Raw genomic sequence first — 22,598 nt, 5'->3', positions numbered from 1 at the left:
GGCGGCTCATACGGCGAACTCCTGGAACGCGATCGACTTCTCGACCGGGTAGTACTCGGTGCCGAGCAGCTCGCGGATGATGTACGCGTTGCGGTACGCGCCCATGCCGAGGTCCGGCGAGGTGATCGAGTGCGTGTGGACGCCGGCGTTCTGCAGGAAGATGCCGCGTCCGGTCGTGTCGATGGCGTAGTTGCGGGCCACGTCGAAGTTGCCCCGCGAGTCGTAGCGCAGGCGGTCGTGGACCGGCTTGAGGAACTCCGGTGCGGCGTACTGGTAGCCGGTGGCGAGGATCAGGCCCTGCGAGCGCAGCTCGTAGTCCTTGCCCTGCTCCTCCTGGCGCAGACCGAGGGTGTACGTCCCGTCCCGGTAGGTCGCCGTGTCGAGCGAGGAGTTGGTGAGCAGCCGGGTGGGGACCGGGCCGCCTGTGACGTTCTTCTGGTAGAGCAGGTCGAAGATCGCGTCGACCAGCTCGCCGTCGATGCCCTTGAACAGGCCCTTCTGCTCCGTCTGGAGGCGGTAGCGGGTCGGCTCGGGCAGCGCGTGGAAGTAGTCGATGTACTCGGGGGAGGTCATCTCCAGCGTGAGTTTGGTGTACTCGAGCGGGAAGAAGCGCGGGGAGCGGGTGACCCAGTTGAGCTGGTAGCCGTGGACGTCGATCTCGCTCAGCAGGTCGTGGTAGATCTCGGCGGCGGACTGGCCGCTGCCGACGAGCGTGATCGACTTCTTGCGCTGCAACTCCTGCTTGTGGTGCACGTAGCGGGAGTTGTGGATGAAGTCGCCGCCGAGTCCGGCGCAGGCCTCGGGGATGTACGGCGGGGTGCCCGTGCCGAGGACCAGGTGCCGGGCGCGGAACTCCTCACCGGCCTGCGTGCGGACGACGTACACCTCGTCCTCGTGACTCACCTCGGTGACCGTCGTGTTGAACCGGACACTGGAGAGTTTCGAGGCCGCCCAGCGGCAGTAGTCGTCGTACTCGACCCGGAGCGGATAGAAGCTCTCCCGGATGTAGAACGAGTACAGACGGCCCGATTCCTTCAGGTAGTTGAGGAAGGAGTACGGAGACGTCGGGTCGGCCAGGGTGACCAGGTCCGACATGAACGGGGTCTGGAGGTGCGCGCCCTCCAGGAACATCCCGGAGTGCCATTCGAAGTGCGGCTTGGAGTCGAGGAAGAGGCCGTCCAGTTCGGCGATCGGCTCGGTGAGGCAGGCGAGGCCGAGGTTGAAGGGGCCGAGTCCGATACCGATGAAGTCGTGGGTCTTCACGGCGGATTCAGGAAGCGCGGTCAAGGGACTCTCCCAGGTACTGCTCGGCATGGCCGGCGATCAGATCGAGTACGACGGCGATGTCGGCCGTCGTGGTCTCGGGATTGAGCAGGGTGAACTTCAGGTAGTGCCGCCCGCCGACCTTCGTACCCGCGACGACGGCGTCACCGGAGGCGAAGAGGGCCTTGCGGGCGTACAGGTTGGCGCGGTCGATCTCGGCGGGATCGGTGACCGCGGCCGGGATGTAGCGGAAGACGAGGGTGGAGAGGGAGGGCGTGACCACCACGTCGAAACGCGGGTCGGCGGCGAGCAGCTTCCAGCCCTCCTCGGCCAGGGCGCAGACCTCGTCGAAGAGTTCGCCGATCCCGTCGGCGCCCATCACGCGGAGCGTCATCCACAGCTTGAGCGCGTCGAAGCGGCGGGTGGTCTGGAGGGACTTGTCCACCTGGTTGGGGATACGTTCCTGCACCGAGCTGGCCGGGTTGAGGTACTCGGCGTGATAGGTCGCGTGCCGGAGCGTCGCGGCGTCCCGGACCAGCAGGGCGGACGAACTCACGGGCTGGAAGAAGGACTTGTGGTAGTCGACGGTGACGGAGTCGGCGCGCTCGATGCCGTCGAGGCGGTGCCGGTTCTTCAGCGACGTGAGCAGTCCGCAGCCGTAGGCGGCGTCGACGTGCATCCAGGCGCCGAACCGGGAGCACAGCTCGGCGATTTCGGGCAGCGGGTCGATGGAGCCGAAGTCGGTGGTGCCGGCGGTGGCGACGACGGCCATGGGGACGAGGCCGTCCCGCTCGCAGCGTTCCAGTTCGTGGGCGAGCGCGACCATCCGCATGCGCTTGTCGTGGCCGACGGGGACCGACACGACGGAGTCCGCGTTCAGGCCGAGCAGTTTGGCCGACTTCCTGACGCTGAAGTGGCCGGCCTCGGAGGCGAAGATCCGCAGTTTGGCGAGGTCGCTCGACTTGGCTTCCTCGCGGGCCAGCAGCAGCGCCTGGAGGTTGGACTGCGAGCCGCCGGAGGTGAACACGCCGTCCGCGGCCGGGCCGAGCCCGATGCGCTCGTTGGTCCAGTCGACGAGCTTGCGCTCGATGAGGGTGCCGCCCGCCGACTGGTCCCAGGTGTCCAGGGAGGAGTTGACGGCCGACAGGACCGCCTCGCCGACCACGGCCGGGATGACGACCGGGCAGTTGAGGTGCGCGAGGTAGCGGGGGTGGTGGAAGTAGATCGCGTCCCGGAGGTAGACCTCTTCGAGTTCGTCGAGGACCGCGCTGGTGTCGTGCAGCGGGCGGTCCAGGTCGATCTGTTCGATACGGGGAGCGAGGGCGTCGACCGTGACACCCGTGAACGGACGGTCGGTGGCGGCGAGTTTGGCCGCCACCCGCTCTATGCCGTCGGTCACGGAGCGGCGGTACCGGTCCGCCGTCGTGTCGTTGAGCAGGTGCGAGCGCATGTGGGGGTTCCTCCGTGCGGGGAGAGTCCGAGCGGGACATGAGTGGGGGCGGGATCGCTACGGGTCAACTTAGGTTAGCCTAACCTAACTCGATCATGCGACCCCGCCCCAGTGGTCTCCTGCGTCCCACACGTGACGAACGCCTCGTCCGGGGCCGGGGGGTTACTCCGGCTGCTCGCGCAGTTGCTCCTCGGTCATCCCGCGCCGCCAGTAGCCGACGAAGGTGACCCGCCCGCGGTCGATGCCGCGCTCCCGCACGAGATGCCGCCGCAACTCCCTCACCTGGCCGGACTCGCCCGCGATCCAGACGTACGGCCTCTCGCCGGGCGGGAGTTGTGCGGCTCGCACGGCGTCGACGGCCATGGGGGACCCGTCCACGCGCACCAGCCAGTCGATCTCCACGTCGGCCGCCGTCACCAGATCCTGGATGTCGTCGGCGTGCTCGACCTCCAGCCAGGCCCGGGCGCGGGTGCCGGCCGGGAGCGCTTCGAGGATGGCGGAGGCGGCGGGCACGGCGGTCTCGTCGGCCCAGACGACCACCAGGTCGGTGTCCTGGGGAGGCCGGAAGCGGATCGCCCGGTTGTCCTCGACCGCCGGGCCGAGCAGCAGGACGCGGTCCCCGGGTGCCGCCCCGTTCGCCCAGCGGGAGGCGGGCCCCGCCGGGGTCGCGGCCCCCGGCTCCATGCCGTGCAGCACGAAGTCGATGTCGATCTCGTCGGGGTCTCCGCGCTGCGCCCGCAGTGTGTACGAGCGCATCACCGCCCGTACGTCGTCCGGGAGTTCGCGCCAGGCTGCCCACCAGTCGTCGCCGAGTTCAACCGGGACGCGGGGCTCGGACTGGCCCGGGTGCGGCAGGAAGAGGGAGAGGCTCTGGTCCAGGCCGTTGGAGGCGAACGCGCGCAGGTCCGGGCCCGCGAAAGTCACCCGGGCCAGCGACGGACCGAGCCGCCTCGTCCGTACGACCTGGAGGGAGAAGAAACGGAACGGGGCGGCTACGGCCGTCGGCATCGGTGCTCCTGAGGTGCGGTCAGGGTGCGCTGCCCGGAAGGGGTCAGGCGACCTTCTTGGCGTTCTCGATGGCCTCGGCGAGGTTGTCGAGGATCGGGGTGCACTTGTCGTACGACAGGATCGGCTCGGGCGTACGGGCGATGACCTGGCCGGCCTTGACGGCGGGCAGCTTCTTCCAGGTCGCCTCGGTGATGTCGGCGGGCTGGATGGTCGAGGTGCGGTCGTCCATGATGATGATGTCCGCCGGGTACTTGTCGACGTTCTCCCAGCTCAGGTTCTCGAACCAGCCGCCGCTGGCCTCCAGGACCTTGGCCGAGGGCTCGACGATGTTCACGCCCAGCGCCTTGAAGTACTCCAGGTCGATGGAGAGGTTCGAGCCGGAGACGTAGAAGATGTCCTGGCTCGCGGAACCGGCGAGCACCTTGATGTCGGGGTGCGCCTTGGCGGCGGCGCGCAGCCGCTCGGCGGCGGTCTCGAACTTCTTCTTCGCCTCGACGACCTTCGCGGCCTTCACATCCGCGCCGAGCGACTCGGCGAGCGCGTACAGCCGCTCCAGCGACACCGGCATCTGGCGGTCGTAGACGGAGATGCCGACGCTCGGGGCGAGCTTGAGGATCTTGGCCTTGGACTCCTCGGGCACGTACCAGAGGGTGCCCGCGTCGTCGAACAGGGTGGAGATCAGCACGTCGGGGGTGAGGGTCGCGTACTTCTCGATGTTGAACTGGCCCCACTCGTTGCCGAGGATCGTCACCTTGCTGATGTCGATGCCGCCGGCCTGCACGTCGGCCTTGCCGTCCGCCGTCCTGGTCGGTCCGAAGACGCCCTTGACCTCGATGCCGTAGTCGAACAGCGCGGCGGCCACACCGATGAACGCGACGATGTTCGCCGGGGTCCTGTCCAGCTTCACCGTGGTGCCGCGGTCGTCCTTGAACGTCCAGGGGCCGGCGCTCGCCGCTGCCTTCGTCCCGTCCGCCGAGCCGCTGCTCGTCGAGTCCTCGTCGCCGCAGGCCGCGAGAACGGCGCCGAGGCCGAGGGCACCGCCGGCGGCGAGGACGCCGCGACGGGAGAGGTGGGTGGCACGGGCGTTGGACATGTGTGTGGCTGCTTTCGACACGGGGCGGGAGCGCCCGCCTGACAGGTTCGAAGGAAGGTTAGCCTAACCTCATCGGTCGCCCAGGAGGCGGGGGTTCCGGGTGGGCAAATCCGTCGGCGCGCTGCCTCGAATCCCTCTCACGTGGAGCGAGTTCGACCGCCTCCCGCTCTCCACCCCTTGGCATGCACGGATCGACCTTGCATGATCATGCGTTCTCTTGCATAATATTGCCATGTCCAAGGTCCTCACCTCACTCCCCACCGGCGAGCGCGTCGGCATTGCCTTCTCCGGCGGGCTCGACACGTCGGTCGCCGTCGCCTGGATGCGCGACAAGGGTGCCGTTCCGTGCACGTACACCGCCGACATCGGCCAGTACGACGAACCCGACATCGCGTCCGTGCCCGGCCGAGCCTCCGCGTACGGCGCCGAGATCGCCCGGCTCGTCGACTGCCGTGCCGCGCTGGTCGAGGAAGGGCTGGCGGCACTCGCCTGCGGCGCGTTCCACATCAGGTCCGGCGGTCGCCCGTACTTCAACACCACGCCGCTGGGCCGTGCCGTGACGGGCACGCTGCTGGTGCGGGCCATGCTCGAGGACGGGGTGCAGATCTGGGGCGACGGCTCCACGTTCAAGGGCAACGACATCGAGCGGTTCTACCGGTACGGGCTGCTCGCCAACCCGCACCTGCGGATCTACAAGCCCTGGCTGGACGCGGACTTCGTCACGGAGCTCGGCGGCCGCAAGGAGATGTCGGAGTGGCTGCTCGCGCACGAGCTGCCGTACCGCGACTCGACGGAGAAGGCGTACTCCACGGACGCCAACATCTGGGGCGCCACGCACGAGGCCAAGACCCTGGAGCACCTCGACACCGGCATCGAGACGGTCGACCCGATCATGGGCGTGCGGTTCTGGGACCCGTCGGTGGAGATCGCCGCGGAGGACGTGACGATCGGCTTCGACCAGGGTCGCCCGGTCACCGTCAACGGCAAGGAGTTCGCCTCGCCCGTCGACCTCGTCATGGAGGTCAACGCGATCGGCGGCCGGCACGGTCTGGGCATGTCCGACCAGATCGAGAACCGGATCATCGAGGCAAAGAGCCGCGGCATCTACGAGGCGCCCGGCATGGCACTGCTGCACATCGCCTACGAGCGCCTGGTCAACGCGATCCACAACGAGGACACCGTCGCCGCGTACCACAACCAGGGCCGGCAGCTCGGCCGGCTGCTCTACGAGGGCCGCTGGCTGGACCCGCAGGCGCTGATGGTGCGCGAGTCGCTCCAGCGCTGGGTCGGCGCGGCGATCACCGGCGAGGTGACCGTGCGGCTGCGGCGCGGTGAGGACTACTCGGTCCTCGACACCCAGGGCCCGGCGCTCAGTTACCACCCGGACAAGCTCTCCATGGAGCGCACCGCGGACTCGGCCTTCGGCCCGGTGGACCGCATCGGCCAGCTCACCATGCGGAACCTGGACATCGCCGACTCGCGCGCCCGCCTCGAACAGTACGTGGGGCTCGGCCTGGTCGGCAGCGCCCACCCGACCCCGATCGGCGCCGCGCAGGCCGCCTCGACCGGCCTCATCGGCGCCATGGACGAGGGCGGCGCCGAGGCGATCGCCTCCCGCGGCGAGGCCCCGGACGAGGAGACGATGCTGGACCGGGCGGCCATGGAGTCGGGCACGGACTGAGACCCGGAACCGGTCCTGGACACCGGGACACTGTGCGGCGGGCCCCGGCGGATACATTTCCGCCGGGGCCCGCCGTCCTTGGTACGGCAGGGTGCGCCCCGGGTCGACCGACAGACGGTCGGTCACCGTCGGTGAGGCAGAGAAAGAGACCGCAGCCCATCATGAACAGTTCCGGCATACGCCACAGCCGTCCCCGCGCCGGTGCCTTCGTGGCCCTGCTCGTCCCTCTCGCGTTCGTCGCCGGATGTGGTGACTCCGACGACGCTTCCGGCGGAGAGGGCGGCGAGGCCTCTCCGTCGAGTACCCGGCGGGCGTCCGAAGCGCTCACCGCGGCCCAGTTGGACAAGCTGGCCCTGACCGAGAGCGACCTCGAGGGGTTCCTCGTCAGGAAGCCCGCCGCGGCCGAGATCCTCACGCAGAGGGACGCCCGTACGGGGGAGGCGGACTGCGCGGAGGTCAGTCAGGTCATGTGGGGGGTGGCCCTCGGGAAACCGGCGGCCACCGTGCACCGGCGGGTGACGTCCGAGCTCGACGACGGGGCGCTGGACGCGGAGTTCACGGTCTCCACCACCACCGTGAGCCTCGCCTCGTACGACAGTGCCGACCAGGCGCGTACGGCGATCGAGGCGCTCGGCGGCGGGATCGCCGGGTGCGACGGCGGATTCCGGACCGGCGCCCTCGGTACGGGGAACCCGGGCGAGGTGACCGCGGGCAGCGCGCCGGAAGCGGGCGACGAGGCGGTCGCCTTCACCGCGACGCTCGGCGGGGACACCGACCTGCTGGGCCCGGTGAAGGCGGTCGTCTTCCGGCACGGCAGCACCCTCGCCCAGTTCAGCACCGTCAACGCCAACGCCGCGGTGTCCGGGGGCGACTTCGACGTTCCGGCCGCTCTGGTCGAGGCGCAGGACGCGAAGCTGGGCTGACGGACCGCAGGCGGGGGTGCGGGCTACGCGCCCGCCGGGCCGCACGCGCGGCGGACGCGCTGCCGTACGCCCCCGCCAGGCCACGCGCGGAGCGGCGGGTGCGCGGCCGGTACGCACCCGCCGCGCCCCCACCTCAATCGGTCGGTCAGGCCTTGCCCCTGCGCACCACCCACCGCCCGTCGACCCAGTTGCCGACCGTCTCGTAGCCGGAGCGGAAGGAGCCGAGCCAGTCCAGCCTCAGGTTCGCCTCGGCGGTGGACTTCACGGGGGTGTAGCTGCTCGCCTGGTCCGCCGGGCCGCCCGTGGTGTTCTTGGCGTAGTAGGGGAAGGGGTAGACGGGGCGGGTGGCGGTGACCTTGCCGGCGCTGTCGACCGAGGTGGTCGTCAGGGCGGCCGGGGCCTCGCCCTCGGTGACCCAGTCGGTGATCGCTGTCAGCGCGTCGAAGGTGTTCGGGCCCTGGCCGCCGCCGCAGTGCGCGACACCGGGGAGCAGGAACAGCCGCGCGAAACGACTGGTCGCCTCGGCGCCGCCCATGACCTTCTGTACGGCCTTGTAGTACGCCAGCGTGCCCACGGCCGGGATGTGCTGGTCGCCCAGCCCGTGCCAGAGGATCAGCTTGCCGCCGGCCTTCCTGAACGCCGTGAGGTCGGGGTCGGTGGCGTCGTACATGCCCTCGCCCAGCGCCATGACCTTCTTGTAGTAGGCCGCGGTGAACCTGATGTCCTTGTACGTCAGCGTCGGCCGCGGGCTGTCGAAGATCTGGTAGCGGATGGTCTCGCGGACGAAGCTGATGTCGCCGCTGGCGCCGGTCGCCGTGGCCGGGGTGATGACACCGGCCCAGTTCAGCTCCGAGCCGCGCAACTGGTAGCCCGGGTACAGCAGCCTGCCGTGCTCGTCGGTCGGTCCGGCGTAGATCCGGCGCACGGTGGTGACCTGGTCCCCGGTCAGGCAGTAGGCGTCGGCCGTGGAGGTCTGCCCCGCCCGGCACTTGATGCTCGCCGGGTCCCAGTCGCAGGCCAGCGGGTCCGCGATGACGCCGTCGGCGGGCGCGTCGCAGCCCTTGAGTGCGGCCGCGTGGAGGGGAGCGAGGTCGGCGTTGGTGATCGTGGCCGGACCGCCGTCGAGGTAGACGGACTGGGCGGTCCAGGCGTGCGAGAAGGTGTTCAGCGCGGTGAAGTTGTTGGCCGGGGCGCCGGCGATGACGCCGTCGAAGTCGGTCGGGTAGCGCTGTGCCTCGGTCAGGGCCTGGTGGCCGCCCTGCGAGCACCCGTCGAAGTACGAGTGGGCCGGGGCCTGTCCGTAGTAGACCTTGATGATCGCCTCGGCCGCCTGGACCAGCAGATGGTCCGACTTGTAGCCGAAGTCGGCGCGCAGCGTCGGGTCGGTGGAGAACAGGCCGCCGCCCTGGGAGTGGCCCTCGTCGCTGGAGGCGACGGCGAAGGCGCCGCTGGTCAGCGGTACGCAACCGGCCGACGCCGGGGCGCTGTTGACGCTCACGTTGCCGCAGAGGCCGCCGCAGCCGAGCTGGAGGTAGTCGGCCTGCCAGCCGGTCCTGGGAAGCTTGATCTCGAAGTGGATCTGCGGGGCGATCACGCCCTTCACGTCACAGGCGGCCCAGTTGCCGAGCGTGTTGGCGCCGGCGGCCAGCTCGGTGGCCGAGCTGATCTCGAAAGGCACGCCGGGTACGGCGGCGGCCAGGTCCCTGGACGCGATGTCGGCGCAGGACACCACCGGTGCGATACCGGACGGCGTACCGCTCACCGTATTGCTCACGGTGGTGGCGACGGCCGAGGCGGAGGCCTGGGTGCCGCCGGGCGCGCTGTTGGCGAGTGCGAGGCTCGCGCCGGTAACGAGCGCGAGGGCGGCGGCGAGAGTGGCCATGAAGGTGGTGGACTTCCACCGGTGCCATCTGAACAGCGTGGCCATGCTCAGTCTCCATTCGATCGTCGGGAGCCGTACGGGCCGTGCGGGCGGGCAGCGCGAATCGGACCTGGACAGCGGTCGGTCCGGCGAGCGGGGAGGGAGACGGCTGCACAGCGCCGGTACAGCGATGGAACGTAGCCCGGCGGCAATCTCGGCGCAATACCTGTCGACGAGATTGTCGACGATTTTGTCAGGGGTTTGGGGCGTGTCTGTGAGAGGCCAGGAACGGAACCGGGGAGGCGGGCGTGGCGCAGGTACTACTCTGGTGCCGCTGAACAGCTGTGCGACACAGGGGATTTGGAAGGGTTACCGGCGATGCCGCTGAGCACCGGGGAATCGGAGTCGATCGGGTCCATAGGCGGTTATGAGCTCGTCGACCGGCTCGGCAGTGGCGGCATGGGGGTCGTCCACCTGGGGCGTTCGGCTTCCGGGCGGCAGGTCGCGGTCAAGGTGGTGCACGCGCAGTACGCGCTGGACGAGGAGTTCCGCGCCCGCTTCCGGCAGGAGGTCGCGGCGGCCCGGCGGGTGAGCGGTGCGTTCACCGCTCCGGTGGTGGACGCCGATCCGGACGCCCCGGTGCCGTGGATGGCGACCCTGTACGTGCCCGGCCGCACTCTGGCCGAACTCGTGGCCCAGGGAGGTCCGTTGAACGGTCCCGACCTGCGTTCACTGGCGCTGGGGCTGGTCGAGGCGCTGCGGGACATCCACCAGGCGGGCGTGGTGCACCGGGACCTGAAGCCGAGCAACGTCCTGATGGCCGCCGACGGTCCGCGCGTCATCGACTTCGGCATCTCGCGTGCCGCCGACAACCAGGCGCTCACCGTGACCGGGCGGCTGATCGGCACGCCGCCGTTCATGTCGCCGGAGCAGTTCGTCTCGCCCCGGGACGTCACCGCCGCCTCCGACGTGTTCTCGCTGGGCTCGCTGCTGGTGTACGCCGCCACCGGCAACCGTCCCTTCGACGGTGGCAGCCCGTACTTGACGGGCTATCAGGTGATGCACGAGGAGCCGCACCTCGACGGGGTCCAGGAGCCGTTGCGGAGCATCGCCGAACGCTGCCTGGAGAAGGACCCGGCCGACCGGCCCGAACTCACCGAGCTGCACCGGCTGTTCAGAAACCTCCCGGACACGGTCGCCGCGGGCTCCGGCGCGCCGGCCCCGCCGCGGGCAGAAGCGGCGCCCGCGTTCTCCGGGAGGCCGGCGGGCGGCTCCCTCGGCGCGAACGCCGCGCGTAGCTTCGCGGACACGCAGGGGGCCGCGGGCGGCGCCGCCCGCGCCGCCGCCGCCCGTCGACGCCGGATCCGCCGTCTCCTCGTCCTCTGCGTGGCTCTGGCCGTCATCACGGTGTGCGCGGCGGGGTTCTACCTGGTGTCGCACCCGGGCAGCGGCGAGGAAGCCGAGTTGCGCACCGGCGTGTACCCCGCTCCGGTGCTTCCCACCGGCTGGGAACCCTGGCGCGCGAACCTCACCCGGGCCGAACTGTCCGCGGACTACGTCGTGTCGAACGCGGAGTCCGGCTGCGTGCCCGGCGGCTCCTTCGTGTACTGCGCGGGCACCGCCTTCACGGTCGCCAAGATCGACGCGGCCTCCGGCCATGTCGAGTGGCGGGCCGGCGTCAGCCCGCAGACCGCGCTGCCCGTCGGCGTCCGGGACGGGACCGTCCTCGTCTACGAGAAGCCGGACCCCGAGCTGGTCGTGACCGAGTCGTGGCGGCTGGTCGCGCTTGACGCGGGCACCGGAAAACGGCTCTGGGCCCATCCGGTCAGCGAGGTCGACCCGGCCGTCCTGTTCAGCCGCGGCGCCCTGGCGATGTCGGACGACAGGACGGAGTTCATCGCCTTCGACATCCGGACGGGCAAGGCGCTGTGGCGGACACCGGCGAAGTCGTCGGCAGGCGACTTCTGCGTCCCGGTGGCCCTGGCGGGCGTCCCCTACGGCCAGTGCGGGCAGGAGGACACCGCCTTCGGCTCCAGGAGCCTGGTACGCCTCGACCCGGCCAAGGGCACCGCACGCGAACTCGCCACGCTGCCCGTCGGGTCGGTGCCGCTCGGCGTCGTCCAGGGGCAGCCGCTGTTCGCGGTGCCCAGGTCCGGGGAGTACGAGTCGATCGATGGCCTGGACGAGTCGTACACGGCGCTGCTGCGGGTGAACCCGGCCGGGGGCGCCGTCACCCGGGTCCCGCTGGCGGGCACCCCGCGCGGCTCGGTCACCCTCGCCGGCGGCGTCGCCTACTTCGTCCGGCCCGACGGGACCGTCACCGCCACCAGGACGGCCGACGGCACCCGGCTGTGGCAGCGGGGGACGCGGATCGAGAACCTCTCGAAGCCGGTGGTGTCGTCGAAGTACGACGCCCTCTATCTCGCCAACCGCTACGGCCGCCTGCTCGCGCTCGACCGCCGGACCGGAGCCGAAGTCTGGAACACCGACAAGCTCGACGACCCCGGCATCTCGGCGGAGAGCACGGTCCCGAGCGTGCATCTGGTGAAGGACGCGATCGTCGCGGTCGCGGGCGACACGGCCTTCTCCGTACGCCCGGACCGCTCCGCGTCCAGCCCACAGCCGTCCGCGGGCCCGAACTGACCGACGCCGTCCGTCAGCCGGACACCCCTCGACCCACCGGCCCCCAGCCCTCCGGCCCCCGGTCCACCGACCCCAAGCCCGCCACCCCTCAGCCCGCCAACCCCAACTCCCGCGCGATCAGCATCCGCTGTACCTCGCTCGTACCCTCCCCGATCTCCAGGATCTTGGAGTCCCGCCACATGCGGGCCACCGGATACTCGTTCATGAAGCCGTATCCGCCGTGGATCTGCGTGGCGTCGCGGGCGTTGTCGACGGCGATGGTGGAGGAGTAGAGCTTGGCGAGGGCGGCCTCCTTCTTGAAGGGGTCGCCGCTGACGAGGCGGGAGGCCGCGTCGCGCCAGGCCAGGCGGGCGGTGTGGGCCTTCATCTCCATGTCGGCGATCTTGAACTGGATGGCCTGGTACGAGCCGATGTTCCGCCCGAACGCGTGGCGCTCCTTGGCGTACTTCACCGACTCGTCCACGCAGCCCTGCGCCAGCCCGGTGGCGAGGGCGGCGATCGCGACGCGGCCCTCGTCGAGGATGCGCAGGAACTGGGCGTAGCCGCGGCCCTCCTCGCCGAGCAGGTTCGCCGCCGGTACCCGGACGTCCTGGAAGGACAGCTCCCGGGTGTCCGAGGCGTTCCAGCCGACCTTGGAGTACGGCGCGGCCACCGTGAAGCCCGGGGTTCCGGACGGGACGATGATCGAGGAGATGCGCGGCCCGCCGTCCGGCTTGCGGCCGGTGACCGCGGTGACGGTGACCAGGCCCGTGATGTCCGTGCCCGAGTTGGTGATGAAGCACTTCGTGCCGTTGATCACCCACTCGTCCGTGTCCGGGTCGAGCCGCGCCGTCGTACGCGTCGCGCCGGCGTCCGAGCCGCCGTCCGGCTCGGTCAGGCCGAAGGCGCCGAGGATCTCGCCCGAGCAGAGGCGGGGGAGCCACTCGGCCTTCTGGGCGTCGGTGCCGAAGAGATGGATCGGCATGGCGCCCAGGGAGACGCCCGCCTCCAGGGTGATGGCCACGGAGGAGTCGACGCGCCCGAGCTCCTCCAGCACGATGCCGAGGGCCAGATAGTCGCCGCCCATGCCGCCGTACTCCTCGGGGAAGGGCAGCCCGAACAGGCCCATGCGGCCCATCTCGCGCACGATCTCGTACGGGAACTCGTGCCGCTCGTAGAGGTCACCGATCTTCGGCGCGATGACGTCGTGGGCGAACTCCGCGACGGTACGCCGCAGTTCGTCGAGTTCGGGGGAGAGGCGGTGGTCCAGGGGCATCAGGGTCACTCCTTGTGGGGCTGTGTGGTTCCACCGAGCGCTTTGACGGTGCGGGACGGGCTGGGTCGGCCCAGTTGGCCGGCCATCCACACGCTGGTGGCGGTGAGACGGCCGAGATCGACCCCGGTGTCGATACCGAGGCCCTGGAGCATCCACACGAGGTCCTCGGTGGCGAGGTTGCCGGTGGCGGACTTGGCGTACGGGCAGCCGCCGAGGCCGCCCGCGGAGGCGTCGACGGTCGTGACGCCGTGCTGGAGCGCGGCCAGGGTGTTGGTGAGCGCCTGCCCGTACGTGTCGTGGAAGTGCACGCCGATCGAACTGGTCGGCACACCCTCTTCGTTGAGCTCGGCGAGCAGGCTCCACACATGGCCCGGCGTCGCCACGCCGATGGTGTCGCCGAGGCTCAGCTCGTCGCAGCCCATGTCCAGCAGGGACTTGCACACCCGGACCACCTGATGGACGGGGACGGCGCCCTCCCAGGGATCGCCGAAGCACATGGAGACGTAACTGCGCACGTGCAGCCCGTCCTTCCTGGCCTGGGCCACCACCGGCTCGAACATGGCCAGCGCCTCGTCGACCGTCCTGTTCAGGTTGGCCCTGGAGAAGGACTGCGTGGCGCTGGCGAAGACGGCCACCCGGGTGGCGCCGAGCGCGAGAGCCCGGTTCAGGCCGTGCGCGTTCGGGACGAGCACGGGAAGGTGGACGCCCGGCACATCCCGTACGAGCGGGAACAGCGCCTCGGCGTCCGCCAGTTGGGGAACCCATTTCGGGTGGACGAAGCTGGTGGCCTCGATGGTGGTGAGGCCCGCGTCGGCCAGCCGCCGGACGAACTCGGCCTTGACCTCGGTCGGGACGGTCGCCTTCTCGTTCTGGAGTCCGTCGCGCGGGCCGACCTCGTGGATCCGCACCCTCGGGGGGAGGCCCTGGGCCGGTACGACCATGGGAAGGCCGAGTTCGGAGGTGTTCATGCCGTCACCCCTCGCTCCGACGGCGCCGAGGGATCCGACGCCGCCGAGGCTTCCGCGGGCTCCGAGGAATCCGCGGGCTCCGAGAGCTCTGCCGCCGTGACGACCGCCAGGACCTGGTCCATGGCGACCGTGGTGCCCGGCGTGACGTCCAGCTCGCTCACGGTCCCGGCGTGCGGCGCGGAGATGACGTGCTCCATCTTCATCGCCTCGACCACCAGAAGGGCCTGCCCGGCGGTCACCTCGTCCCCCACGGAGACCTTCACCACGGTCACCGTCCCGGGCATGGGCGCGGTGAGCGAGTCGGCCCCGGCCTGCGTGGCGCCGGTGAGGGACGCGGCCACGGGGTCGTGGTCGCGCACCTGCCAGGCGTCGCCGTCGCGGCCCAGCCAGGTGCCTTCCGGCAGGGCGGCGAAGCTGTGGGTGATGCCGTCGAGCTGGAAGGTGAACCGGGACGGGCCTTCCCCCAGGGCTCCGGGGACGCGCAGGGGTGGTTTCCCGTCGTCGAGGAGCACCTCGGTGGCGCCGTCGGCCGTGCCGCGCACCCGGACGGTCACCGGCTCGTGCCCGGGCACCCGCAAGTGGTGTGCTGTCCAGGCGGGTTCGCCGCCCAGGCGCCAGCCGTCCGGCACGGAGAACGGATCCACCCAGCCGGAGACGCGGGGCCCGAGGGCCGCCTGGCGCAGCAGTGCCGCCGCCGCGTACACCTCCTCCGCCACCTCCGCCGACACCAGCGAGTCCGCCTCCCGCTCCACCAGCCCGGTGTCCAGCTCACCGGCGACCACCGCGGGGTGCGCGAGCAGCCTCCGCAGGAACCCGGCGTTCGTCTGCACCCCCAGCGTCACCGTCTGTGCCAGCGCGGCCCGGAGCCTGCGCAGCGCGGTCGCGCGGTCCGGCCCGTACGCGATGACCTTGGACAGCATCGGGTCGTACAGGCTGCCGACCTCCATGCCCTCGCTGAGCCCCGAGTCGGTGCGCACGCCGTCGCCCTGCGGCTCGTGCAGCATCAGCACCGTGCCCCCGGTGGGAAGGAAGCCGCGCGCGGGGTCCTCGGCGCACAGCCGGGCCTCCACGGCGTGCCCGGTGAGGGTGATGTCCTCCTGCGCGTACGGCAGTCGCTCGCCCGCGGCGACCCGCAGCTGCCACTCCACCAGGTCGAGGCCGGTGACCAGCTCGGTGACCGGGTGCTCCACCTGGAGGCGGGTGTTCATCTCCATGAAGAAGTACGAGGAGGGGTCGCCGCCGGGCACGATGAACTCCACCGTGCCCGCGCCCTCGTAGCCGCACGAGCGGGCCGCCTGGACCGCGGCCTCGCCCATCGCGGCGCGGGTGCCGGCGTCCAGGAGCACGCTCGGCGCCTCTTCGATGATCTTCTGGTGGCGGCGCTGGAGGGAGCACTCGCGCTCGCCGAGGTGGATCACGTGCCCCCCTCCGTCGGCCAGGATCTGGATCTCGATGTGCCGGGGGCGGTCGATCCAGCGCTCCACCAGGAGGGTGTCGTCGCCGAAGGAGGCGCGGGCCTCGCGCCGGGCGGCGGCGATCTCCTCGGCGAGGAGGGGGACCTCGCGCACCAGCCGCATGCCCTTGCCGCCGCCGCCCGCCGACGGCTTCAGCAGTACCGGCATGCCGATCTCGCGGGCGGCGGCGGCCAGTTCCGCGTCCGTCAGCCCGCTGCCGGAGGAGCCGGGGACCACCGGGACGCCGGCCGCCCGCACCGTCTCCTTGGCGCGGATCTTGTCGCCCATCAGCGCGATGGCGTCCGCGGGCGGCCCGATGAAGACGAGTCCGGCGTCCGCGCAGGCCCGCGCGAAGGACGCGTTCTCCGCGAGGAAGCCGTAACCGGGGTGGACGGCCTGGGCTCCCGTGCGCGCGGCGGCCTCCAGGAGCCGGCCGGCCGACAGATAGCTCTCGGCGGCGGGCGCCGGACCGATCCGTACCGCCGTGTCGGCCTCGCGGACGTGCCGGGCGTCGGCGTCCGCGTCGGAGAAGACGGCCACCGAGCGCACGCCGAGCGACCGCAGCGTACGGATGACCCGGACGGCGATCTCGCCCCGGTTGGCCACAAGCACGGTGTCGAACATCAGCAATCGTCCCTTACATCCGGCATCAGTAGTCGTCCCTCACATCCGGAAGACGCCGAACCGGGGTTCACCCAGTGGCGCGTTGGCACAGGCGGTCAGCGCGAGTCCCAGCACCTGCCGGGTCTCCATGGGGTCGATCACGCCGTCGTCCCAGAGACGGGCCGTCGCGTAGTAGGCGTTGCCCTGGCGCTCGTACTGCTCGCGGATCGGATCCTTGAAGGCCTCCTCGTCCTCGGCGGGCCAGGACTCGCCGCGGGCCTCCGACTGGTCGCGCTTGACGGTCGCGAGGACCGACGCGGCCTGTTCGCCGCCCATCACGGAGATCTTGGCGCCCGGCCACATCCACAGGAAGCGCGGGGAGTAGGCCCGGCCGCACATCGAGTAGTTCCCCGCGCCGTACGAGCCGCCGATCACGACCGTGAGCTTCGGCACGCGCGTGCACGCCACCGCCGTCACCATCTTGGCGCCGTGCTTGGCGATGCCACCCGCTTCGTACTGACGGCCGACCATGAACCCCGAGATGTTCTGGAGGAACACCAGGGGGATGCCCCGCTGGTCGCACAGCTCGATGAAGTGGGCGCCCTTCTGGGCCGACTCGGAGAACAGGATGCCGTTGTTGGCGACGATGCCGACCGGGTGGCCGTGGATGTGCGCGAAGCCGGTGACCAGGGTCTGTCCGAACTCCGCCTTGAACTCCGCGAAGCGCGAGCCGTCCGCCACGCGCGCGATGACCTCGCGGACGTCGTAGGGGGTGCGGGAGTCGACCGGCACCGCGCCGTAGAGCCCGTGCGGGTCCACCTTCGGCTCGACGGACTCCGCGACCGCCCAGGGCAGGGGCCCGCGCGCGGGGAGGGTGGCCGCGATGTTCCGGACGATCCGCAGCGCGTGCGCGTCGTCCTCGGCGAGGTGGTCGGTGACGCCCGACACGCGCGCGTGGACCTCGCCGCCGCCCAGCTCCTCGGCGGTGACGACCTCGCCGGTGGCGGCCTTCACCAGGGGAGGGCCGCCGAGGAAGATCGTGCCCTGGCCGCGCACGATCACCGCCTCGTCGCTCATCGCGGGCACATACGCGCCGCCCGCCGTGCAGGAGCCGAGGACGGCGGCGATCTGCGGGATGCCGGCGCCCGACATCCGCGCCTGGTTGTAGAAGATCCGGCCGAAGTGCTCGCGGTCGGGGAAGACCTCGTCCTGCATGGGGAGGAAGGCGCCGCCGGAGTCCACCAGGTACACACAGGGGAGGTGGTTCTCGAGCGCCACCTCCTGGGCGCGCAGGTGCTTCTTCACCGTCATCGGGTAGTACGTGCCGCCCTTGACGGTCGCGTCGTTGGCGACGACCACGCACTCACGGCCGCTCACCCGCCCGATTCCGGCGATCACCCCGGCGGCCGGTGCCTGTCCGTCGTACAGCCCGTCCGCCGCGAGCGGGGCCAGCTCCAGGAAGGGTGATCCCGGGTCCAGGAGCGTGTTGACCCGGTCGCGCGGCAGCAGCTTGCCGCGCGCGGTGTGCCTCTCCCGAGCCCGTTCGCCGCCGCCGAGTCGGGCGGCGGCCAGCTTCTGCCGCAGCTCCTCGCCCAGCGCGCGATGGGCCGCCTCGTTGGCCCGCCAGGCCTCCGACGCGGGATCGCCCGCGCTCGTCAGCTCCGGTGCCTCGTGGTGCATGGCGCGGACCCCTCACCTTGTTAATGAGCGTTAACGCGTTTCCTCCAGGTTAACGACCGCTAACCTTCCTGTCTAGAATTACTTCCATGGCCACGAGAACCGACGCACCCACCCGTCGCGAGCAGATCCTCAAGGAGGCCGCCCGGCTGTTCGCCGAGCGCGGCTTCCATGGCGTGGGAGTGGATGAGATAGGGGCCGCGGTCGGCATCAGCGGCCCCGGTCTGTACCGGCACTTCCCCGGCAAGGACGCGATGCTCGCCGAGCTCCTGGTGGGGATCAGCGGCCAGTTGCTGACCGGCGCCAAGCGGCGGGTCGCCGAGGTCGACGGGAACCCCCCGGAGCGGGTCCTCGACTCGCTCATCGAGGGGCACATCGACTTCGCGCTCGACGACCGCCCCCTGATCACCCTGCACGACCGCGAGCTGGACCGCCTGCGCGACAGCGACCGCAAGCTCGTACGCCAGCTCCAGCGGCAGTACGTCGAGCTGTGGGTGGAGGTCGTGCGCGAGGTCTATCCGGCGCTGGCCGAGCCCACCGCCCGCTCCGCCGTGCACTCGGTCTTCGGGCTGCTCAACTCCACGCCCCACCTGGGGCGCCCGGGCGCGCTGCCGGGCCGCGCGGCCACCGCCGCGCTGCTGCACCGGATGACGCGGGGGGCCTTCGAGGCCGCGGGAGCGTGACGAGCGTCTCGGGGCGGCTCCTCGCCTCCTCTGGACGACGGTCGTGACTGCCCGGTAACCTGGAGCTGAGCAAGCGCTTAGCCTGGGACGGTGGCCATCGACCGAGGAACCCCCGAGGCGAGCGACCCCATACGCGAGAGCGGCGCCGGCTTAGGCGCAGAGAGGTGCCGGCGGTGCGCCGTACTGTGTTCAACGAGGACCACGAGGCGTTCCGGGAGACCCTTCGCGCCTTCATCGAGGCCGAGGTCGTCCCCGTCTACGACGAGTGGTTCGCCGCGGGCCAGGCTCCGCGCGACTTCTACTACAAGCTCGCCGAGCTCGGCGTCTTCGGTATCCGCGTGGACGAGGAGTACGGCGGCGCGGGCATCGACTCGTACCGGTTCGAGGCCGTGATGTACGAGGAGACCGCGCGCGCGGGTGTCTCCTTCGGCGGCTCCGGTGTGCACGTGCTGCTCGGCCTGCCGTACATCAAGGCGCTCGCCACCGACGAGCAGAAGAAGCGCTTCCTGCCGAAGTTCGTCTCCGGCGAGGAGATGTGGGCCCTGGCGATGACCGAGCCGGGCACCGGCTCCGACCTCGCGGGCATGAAGACCACCGCGAAGCTCTCCGAGGACGGCACGCACTACGTCCTCAACGGCTCCAAGACCTTCATCACCGGTGGCGTGCACGCCGACCGCGTGATCGTCTGCGCCCGCACCTCCGCCCCGACGCCCGAGGACCGCCGCCACGGCATCTCGCTGTTCGCCGTCGACACCAAGGCCGAGGGCTACTCCATCGGCCGCAAGCTCGACAAGCTGGGCCTGAAGGTCTCCGACACCGCCGAGCTCGCGTTCGTCGACGTGAAGGTGCCGGTCGAGGACCTGCTCGGCGAGGAGAACAAGGGCTTCTACTACCTCGGCGGCAACCTGCCCTCCGAGCGCTGGGGCATCGCGTTCGGCGCCTACGCGCAGGCCGCGGCGGCCGTCCGGTTCGCCAAGGAGTACGTCCAGGAGCGCACCGTCTTCGGCAAGCCGGTCTCGCACTTCCAGAACACCAAGTTCGAACTGGCCGCCTGCCAGGCCGAGGTGGACGCCGCCCAGGCCGTCGCCGACCGCGCCCTGGACGCCCTCGACCAGGGCGAGCTGTCCGCGGCCGAGGCCGCGAGCGCCAAGCTGTTCTGCACCGAGGTCGCGCACCGCGTCATCGACCGCTGCCTCCAGCTGCACGGCGGCTACGGCTTCATGAACGAGTACCCGATCGCCCGCCTGTACGCGGACAACCGCGTCAACCGCATCTACGGCGGCACCAGCGAGATCATGAAGTCGATCATCGCCAAGAACATGGGCCTGTAAGACCCCCGAAATCACCGGTCAGTAGAAATGGCTCCATGAGTCAGGCACTTCAGTCTCTCCTCGATCTGCTCGACCTCGAGCAGATCGAGGAGAACATCTTCCGCGGCCGGTCCAGGTCCGCCGTCGTCCCACGAGTCTTCGGCGGACAGGTCGCGGCACAGGCGCTCGTCGCCGCGGGGCGTACGGTCCCCGACGACCGGTTCGCCCACTCCCTCCACTCGTACTTCCTGCGCCCGGGCGACCCCGGCGCGCCCATCGTCTACACCGTGGACCGCATCGGCGACGGCCGCTCCTTCACCACCCGCCGGGTCGTCGCGGTCCAGCACGGGCAGCCGATCTTCCACCTCTCGGCCTCCTTCCAGAGGCACGAGGAGGGCTTCGACCACCAGACGCCGATGCCGCCCGCGCCCGACCCCGTCACCCTGCCGACGGCGGAGGAACGGATGAGGTCCTACGAGCACCTCGACCCCGAGGTCAGGGCCAAGATCCTTCAGGCGCGCGCCGAGGTCGACCTGCGCTACGTGGACGACCCGCCGCACGGCAGGTACGGGGAGCCGCGCGAACCGCGCTCGCAGGTGTGGTTCCGCGCCAACGGCAAGCTCGCCGACGACCCGCTCCTGCACGTCTGCCTCGCCACCTACGTCTCCGATATGACGCTCCTCGACTCCGTGCTCCTCGCCCACGGACGCGGCGGCTGGGCCGTCGGCGACGTCGTCGGGGCCTCCCTCGACCACGCGATGTGGTTCCACCGGCCCTTCCGCGCCGACGAGTGGCTGCTGTACGACCAGGAGTCGCCGTCCGCGTCGGGCGGGCGGGGCCTGGGCCAGGCCCGCATCTACACACAGGACGGGCGGCTGGCCATATCGGTGATCCAGGAAGGCGTGGTCCGTATCCCGCGGTGAGCGCGGGCCGGTAAGACTTGAGGCATGGCTGACGCTTCGGAACAGGACGACAACGGCGGCGGCGAGAGCACCTTCACGGTGCTCGTCGCCGCCGTGGCCAATCTCGGGATCGCGCTCGCCAAGGCCGTCGCCGGCGTGATCAGCGGATCCAGCGCGATGCTCTCCGAGGCGGCGCACTCGGTGGCGGACACGGTCACCGAGGTGATGCTGCTGGCCGCGCTGAAGCGCAGCGAGAAACCGGCGGACGAGGGACACCCGCTCGGCTACGGCCCCGAGCGCTACATCTGGGCGCTCCTCGCGGCCGTCGCGACCTTCGTCGGCGGCGCGGTCTTCTCGCTCTACGACGGCATCCACACCCTCGTCGCGGGCGAGGAACTCGGCGACCCGCTGATCTCGTACATCGTGCTCGCCGTCGCCTTCCTCCTGGAGGGCTACTCCCTGCGCACCGGCGTACGCCAGGCTCGGGGCGAGGCGAAGCGCATGAAGGCCTCCTTCAAGCTCTACCTCCGGCACACCCCCGACACCGCCGTGAAGGCCGTCGTCCTGGAGGACTCGGCCGCGCTGGTGGGCCTGCTGCTCGCCGCGGGCGGGCTGCTCGGCGGACAGCTCAGCGGCTCCGGCGTCTGGGACGGCATCGCGTCCCTGTGCATCGGCGTACTCCTGCTGTACGTCGCCTGGGTGCTGGGCCGGTCCAACGCGGAGCTGCTCATCGGGCGCCCGCTGCCCGGGCCGGTCCGGGAGCGGATCCAGGCCGAACTGCTCGCGTCGGAACACATCGAGGCCGTACTGGAGCTGACGACACTCGTGCAGGGGCCGCGCGAGGCGCTGGTCGCCGCGAAGGTCGACTTCCGGGACGTGTCGACCGCCGCCCAGATCGAGTGGGCCTGCGAGCAGGCGGAGCAGCGGCTGCGGGAGGTGTTCCCCATGGTGAGCCGGGTGTACCTGGACCCGACACCGGGGTACGCGCAACGCCGCGAGGAGGGGCTCAACCCCTGGCCGTGACCGGCCGTTTCCATGGTCCTTTCCCGCCTCTTTCTCGCCAACCGGACCTGTGCGGGGCCCCGCGCACGGCAGGATGGCGTGCACAGGACACTCAGCTGAGGGGGCGGCATGACCGGGGTGGACGGCGGTAGCTGGAACTGGCGCGGGCCGGGGGTCCGGGAGGCCTTCCTGGACGCGGCGACGTCCATGGTGGAACTGCTCGGGGAGCCCGCCGTCGTCGAGGCGTGGGAGAAGCCGAGCGCGTTGCGGGAGTACACCGTCGGGGGACTGGCCGGGCACACCGCCTGGCAGATCCTTTTCATCCCGGAGGCACTGGACGCGCCGCCGGCCGACGGGGAGATCGTGTCACTGCGCGACTACTTCATGACGCGGGTGACGTGGATCGGCGAGGACACCGGCAGCGCGGTCCATGTCCGGATCCGCCGTGGCGGCGAGGCGGCGGCCGTGCTCGGACCCGAGGCGCTCGCCGCACGCGCCGGGGCCGCCCTCGACCGCCTGCGCACCCGACTGCCCGAGGTGCCCGCCGCGCCGCCGAGGCCGCTCGGGATGCCGTCCTGGAACGGCTGGGCCCTGGGCCTCGACGACTTCCTGCTCACCCGCCTGCTCGAACTCGTCGTCCACGCCGACGACCTGGCCTTCAGCGTGGGCATCCCGACCCCCGAACTGCCCGGCCACGTCACCGAACCGGTGGTGGAACTCCTGGGCCACCTCGCGGTCCGGCGGCACGGGACGGTGAACGTACTGCGGGGGCTGTCACGGGCGGAGCGGGCGCCGGCGTCGATCGCCGGGATCTAGCTGTTC

17 protein-coding genes are annotated in these 22,598 nt (G+C 70.9%); 8 read left to right on the top strand and 9 right to left on the bottom strand.

Going from position 1 to position 22,598, the window contains the following annotated elements; all coding sequences use genetic code 11:
* Nucleotides 1-6 precede the first annotated feature (6 nt).
* From ACIBLC_RS07000 to ACIBLC_RS06985, 4 genes are all read right to left on the bottom strand, one after another.
* Nucleotides 7-1,287, bottom strand: a complete 1,281-nt coding sequence (locus tag ACIBLC_RS07000; protein ID WP_399209691.1) for a lysine N(6)-hydroxylase/L-ornithine N(5)-oxygenase family protein — start codon at nucleotides 1,285-1,287, stop codon at nucleotides 7-9.
* Entirely contained in the window at nucleotides 1,271-2,713 is a 1,443-nt protein-coding gene (gene desA / locus ACIBLC_RS06995) for a lysine decarboxylase DesA (protein ID WP_399209690.1), read from the bottom strand. Before desA ends, ACIBLC_RS07000 begins: the two co-directional genes overlap by 17 nt.
* A gap of 162 nt (nucleotides 2,714-2,875) precedes the next feature.
* On the bottom strand, nucleotides 2,876-3,721 hold the full coding sequence (locus ACIBLC_RS06990; protein ID WP_399209689.1) for a siderophore-interacting protein: 846 nt from the start codon (nucleotides 3,719-3,721) through the stop codon (nucleotides 2,876-2,878).
* Nucleotides 3,722-3,764: 43 nt separating this feature from the next.
* On the bottom strand, nucleotides 3,765-4,814 hold the full coding sequence (locus tag ACIBLC_RS06985; RefSeq protein ID WP_399209688.1) for an ABC transporter substrate-binding protein: 1,050 nt from the start codon (nucleotides 4,812-4,814) through the stop codon (nucleotides 3,765-3,767).
* A 232-nt stretch (nucleotides 4,815-5,046) separates the two neighbouring features.
* Here ACIBLC_RS06985 and argG point away from each other — a divergent pair, with 232 nt between their 5' ends.
* Nucleotides 5,047-6,495, top strand: a complete 1,449-nt coding sequence (argG, locus tag ACIBLC_RS06980) for an argininosuccinate synthase (RefSeq protein WP_399209687.1) — start codon at nucleotides 5,047-5,049, stop codon at nucleotides 6,493-6,495.
* A 161-nt stretch (nucleotides 6,496-6,656) separates the two neighbouring features.
* On the top strand, nucleotides 6,657-7,418 hold the full coding sequence (locus ACIBLC_RS06975) for a hypothetical protein (RefSeq protein WP_399209686.1): 762 nt from the start codon (nucleotides 6,657-6,659) through the stop codon (nucleotides 7,416-7,418).
* A 145-nt stretch (nucleotides 7,419-7,563) separates the two neighbouring features.
* Here ACIBLC_RS06975 and ACIBLC_RS06970 read toward each other — a convergent pair whose 3' ends face one another.
* Nucleotides 7,564-9,345 carry a tannase/feruloyl esterase family alpha/beta hydrolase gene (locus tag ACIBLC_RS06970; RefSeq protein WP_399209685.1) on the bottom strand — a complete coding sequence of 594 codons (1,782 nt, stop codon included), beginning with the start codon at nucleotides 9,343-9,345 and terminating at the stop codon, nucleotides 7,564-7,566.
* 312 nt (nucleotides 9,346-9,657) lie between these two features.
* Here ACIBLC_RS06970 and ACIBLC_RS06965 point away from each other — a divergent pair, with 312 nt between their 5' ends.
* Nucleotides 9,658-11,922 (top strand): PQQ-binding-like beta-propeller repeat protein, encoded by a 2,265-nt coding sequence (locus ACIBLC_RS06965; protein WP_399209684.1) that lies wholly within the window; start codon nucleotides 9,658-9,660, stop codon nucleotides 11,920-11,922.
* 88 nt (nucleotides 11,923-12,010) lie between these two features.
* Here the strand turns inward: ACIBLC_RS06965 and ACIBLC_RS06960 are convergent, their stop codons facing one another.
* The 4 genes from ACIBLC_RS06960 to ACIBLC_RS06945 are packed head-to-tail and all read right to left on the bottom strand — an operon-like array spanning nucleotide 12,011 to nucleotide 17,882.
* Complete coding sequence (locus ACIBLC_RS06960) at nucleotides 12,011-13,171, bottom strand: acyl-CoA dehydrogenase family protein (RefSeq protein ID WP_399209895.1); 1,161 nt, start codon at nucleotides 13,169-13,171, stop codon at nucleotides 12,011-12,013.
* A gap of 11 nt (nucleotides 13,172-13,182) precedes the next feature.
* Entirely contained in the window at nucleotides 13,183-14,145 is a 963-nt protein-coding gene (locus tag ACIBLC_RS06955) for a hydroxymethylglutaryl-CoA lyase (RefSeq protein ID WP_399209683.1), read from the bottom strand.
* A complete protein-coding gene (locus ACIBLC_RS06950; protein WP_399209682.1) occupies nucleotides 14,142-16,223 on the bottom strand; it encodes an acetyl/propionyl/methylcrotonyl-CoA carboxylase subunit alpha in 2,082 nt (693 codons plus the stop codon). Before ACIBLC_RS06950 ends, ACIBLC_RS06955 begins: the two co-directional genes overlap by 4 nt.
* 39 nt (nucleotides 16,224-16,262) lie before the next feature.
* The gene (locus ACIBLC_RS06945) at nucleotides 16,263-17,882 is read right to left on the bottom strand and encodes a carboxyl transferase domain-containing protein (RefSeq protein WP_399209681.1); all 1,620 of its coding nucleotides are present in this window, start codon (nucleotides 17,880-17,882) and stop codon (nucleotides 16,263-16,265) included.
* 86 nt (nucleotides 17,883-17,968) lie between these two features.
* Between ACIBLC_RS06945 and ACIBLC_RS06940 the strand changes: the two genes are divergently transcribed.
* From ACIBLC_RS06940 to ACIBLC_RS06920, 5 genes are all read left to right on the top strand, one after another.
* Entirely contained in the window at nucleotides 17,969-18,562 is a 594-nt protein-coding gene (locus tag ACIBLC_RS06940; protein ID WP_399209680.1) for a TetR/AcrR family transcriptional regulator, read from the top strand.
* Nucleotides 18,563-18,735: 173 nt separating this feature from the next.
* Nucleotides 18,736-19,893, top strand: a complete 1,158-nt coding sequence (locus ACIBLC_RS06935) for an acyl-CoA dehydrogenase family protein (RefSeq protein ID WP_399209678.1) — start codon at nucleotides 18,736-18,738, stop codon at nucleotides 19,891-19,893.
* A 35-nt stretch (nucleotides 19,894-19,928) separates the two neighbouring features.
* The gene (gene tesB / locus ACIBLC_RS06930; protein ID WP_399209677.1) at nucleotides 19,929-20,795 is read left to right on the top strand and encodes an acyl-CoA thioesterase II; all 867 of its coding nucleotides are present in this window, start codon (nucleotides 19,929-19,931) and stop codon (nucleotides 20,793-20,795) included.
* A gap of 24 nt (nucleotides 20,796-20,819) precedes the next feature.
* Nucleotides 20,820-21,797 (top strand): cation diffusion facilitator family transporter, encoded by a 978-nt coding sequence (locus ACIBLC_RS06925; RefSeq protein WP_399209676.1) that lies wholly within the window; start codon nucleotides 20,820-20,822, stop codon nucleotides 21,795-21,797.
* Between the two features lie 108 nt (nucleotides 21,798-21,905).
* Nucleotides 21,906-22,592: a maleylpyruvate isomerase N-terminal domain-containing protein gene (locus ACIBLC_RS06920; protein WP_399209675.1), complete on the top strand. Its 687-nt coding sequence runs from the start codon at nucleotides 21,906-21,908 to the stop codon at nucleotides 22,590-22,592.
* Nucleotides 22,593-22,598 lie beyond the last annotated feature (6 nt).

The sequence above is a fragment of the Streptomyces sp. NPDC050535 genome, assembly GCF_044457665.1.
In the GTDB taxonomy this organism is placed as follows: domain Bacteria; phylum Actinomycetota; class Actinomycetes; order Streptomycetales; family Streptomycetaceae; genus Streptomyces.
This window is presented reverse-complemented; position numbering and strand designations above follow the sequence as displayed.

Excerpts from the sequence above, each read along its gene's own strand:
- desA (WP_399209690.1), bottom strand. The coding sequence starts at position 2,713 with ATGCGCTCGCACCTGCTCAACGACACGACGGCGGACCGGTACCGCCGC.
- ACIBLC_RS06990 (WP_399209689.1), bottom strand. The coding sequence starts at position 3,721 with ATGCCGACGGCCGTAGCCGCCCCGTTCCGTTTCTTCTCCCTCCAGGTC.
- ACIBLC_RS06985 (WP_399209688.1), bottom strand. The coding sequence starts at position 4,814 with ATGTCCAACGCCCGTGCCACCCACCTCTCCCGTCGCGGCGTCCTCGCC.
- argG (WP_399209687.1), top strand. The coding sequence starts at position 5,047 with ATGTCCAAGGTCCTCACCTCACTCCCCACCGGCGAGCGCGTCGGCATT.
- ACIBLC_RS06975 (WP_399209686.1), top strand. The coding sequence starts at position 6,657 with ATGAACAGTTCCGGCATACGCCACAGCCGTCCCCGCGCCGGTGCCTTC.
- ACIBLC_RS06970 (WP_399209685.1), bottom strand. The coding sequence starts at position 9,345 with ATGGCCACGCTGTTCAGATGGCACCGGTGGAAGTCCACCACCTTCATG.
- ACIBLC_RS06965 (WP_399209684.1), top strand. The coding sequence starts at position 9,658 with ATGCCGCTGAGCACCGGGGAATCGGAGTCGATCGGGTCCATAGGCGGT.
- ACIBLC_RS06955 (WP_399209683.1), bottom strand. The coding sequence starts at position 14,145 with ATGAACACCTCCGAACTCGGCCTTCCCATGGTCGTACCGGCCCAGGGC.
- ACIBLC_RS06950 (WP_399209682.1), bottom strand. The coding sequence starts at position 16,223 with ATGTTCGACACCGTGCTTGTGGCCAACCGGGGCGAGATCGCCGTCCGG.
- ACIBLC_RS06945 (WP_399209681.1), bottom strand. The coding sequence starts at position 17,882 with ATGCACCACGAGGCACCGGAGCTGACGAGCGCGGGCGATCCCGCGTCG.
- ACIBLC_RS06940 (WP_399209680.1), top strand. The coding sequence starts at position 17,969 with ATGGCCACGAGAACCGACGCACCCACCCGTCGCGAGCAGATCCTCAAG.
- tesB (WP_399209677.1), top strand. The coding sequence starts at position 19,929 with ATGAGTCAGGCACTTCAGTCTCTCCTCGATCTGCTCGACCTCGAGCAG.
- ACIBLC_RS06925 (WP_399209676.1), top strand. The coding sequence starts at position 20,820 with ATGGCTGACGCTTCGGAACAGGACGACAACGGCGGCGGCGAGAGCACC.
- ACIBLC_RS06920 (WP_399209675.1), top strand. The coding sequence starts at position 21,906 with ATGACCGGGGTGGACGGCGGTAGCTGGAACTGGCGCGGGCCGGGGGTC.